We start from the raw sequence: 1,590 nt of genomic DNA, 5'->3' as shown, positions 1-1,590 counted from the left end.
CCCGAATTATTCATACGAGGTTTAATATCGGCATACCGCACAATTTTGGACCAATTCTCGTGCTGCTATGGTGTAGTCAAACCAAGATGTACTGTTTTTGCTAAAGGCTACCAAATTATGGGGCTGGATAAATTTTTGATCCTCAATTTTGAGCATACTTGCCCCTTGGCCGAACCGACTTTTTTTGATTTATTGCACCAGTTTAGCCCCACTGTAGCGCTTGGATTCGAGCTAACAGTTGATAAAACAAATCCTGATAGACGTGGTGGCGGCTTAATTTTAGATAAAGTTGCCGGCCGCTGGTCACCAGCTTACCCGCTACTTTAAACAGCCATAAGCGCAAGGTTGTAACCTGTAATCGCTGATGTTGTACAGGCAACAATTGGCGCATCAAGCTGACTAAATTATAAGCGAGGACACTGAGCATCATGCGGGCATAATTTGGTATAAATTGCGAGCTAGTCATTTTATCCAGGTAAAAGCCAGCCTTGGCTTCCTTGATATAATTTTCCATTTGGCCCCGTTGATGATAGGCTTGAAACGCATCTTCGGCGACAAAACTCGTTAAATTGGACACAAGGTATTCATGTTGAAATAACAATTCACCAGCTGGTCGAGTTGATTTAATATAGATCTGGCGCGGCTTAGGCCATGATCGGGCTTGATAAGACGCGCGATAATAATGGACCTCGGTCTCAGTCCAATTCTGCTCATCACTGATCTGAACAAAACGTTCAGCCAGTTGGTTCAGCCGCCGATTGGCTTTCAGGCGGATCAAGTAAAAAGTGTCGTTGGCTTCACAAGTTTCGTATAATTCTGGAGTCGCAAAGCCACTATCCCCGCGGACCAAGATATCAGCGTTCGGTTTGACTTGATGATAGTGCTGTAGTAGTGGCGTGATAAAGGGGGCAATATCCGTACTGGTATAAACATTACCTGGGCGCAATTGAGCCTTTAAACAGTGGCCCGTTTGCCCGTCAAAAGCGACCAGCGGATGGTAACCCGTGGTACCGTAATGCGCATTAAAGGCCGTTTTTTCCTGATGACCATGAGTATCGGCGTGAGTCGAGTCAATATCGAGGATCAGCTGTTGTTGCTTGGCGCCAGTCCACGCTTGGTCAAGCAATGCTTGATTCAACGTTTGTAATGAGGTGATGGTCTGCTCGTCACAGCGTTGCCAAAAACGGGATAATGACGGTTGTGAGGCCAATTGCGGTTGTGCCAATAGTAATTTAAATGTGGGGTCATTGCGCAAATTGGTGGCAGCTAGATCGGCCGGGTAACCGGCGATCAACTGCAGCACGACCTGTTCTAGTAGACTAACGTTGCTGTAACGAGCGTAATGGCGCTGGTCATCAAAATGGACTAATTGATACGCTAAGGTCGTGAAATTGAGTTGCGCCATTAATTCTTTGACCAACACTAGCCCAGCATCAGTGGAAAGTTCACCACCAGTGTGCGAAATATGTAATTTAGGATTGAAATTAACTCGTTTTTCCGGTAAAGTTGCCATGAGAAGGACCTCTTTCTTTTGGTGGATAGCTGACTTGTGGTGAATCAACTATACCAAATCGGAGGTTCTTTTTCTGC

Annotated in this window: 1 protein-coding gene; it reads right to left on the bottom strand. The window is 45.6% G+C overall.

Going from position 1 to position 1,590, the window contains the following annotated elements; genetic code table 11:
- Nucleotides 1–202 precede the first annotated feature (202 nt).
- Nucleotides 203–1,513: an IS1380 family transposase gene (locus FC07_RS01995; RefSeq protein WP_057903464.1), complete on the bottom strand. Its 1,311-nt coding sequence runs from the start codon at nucleotides 1,511–1,513 to the stop codon at nucleotides 203–205.
- Nucleotides 1,514–1,590: the final 77 nt, after the last annotated feature.

This window comes from Loigolactobacillus bifermentans DSM 20003, from assembly GCF_001434575.1.
Classification (GTDB): Bacteria; Bacillota; Bacilli; order Lactobacillales; family Lactobacillaceae; genus Loigolactobacillus; species Loigolactobacillus bifermentans.
This window is presented reverse-complemented; position numbering and strand designations above follow the sequence as displayed.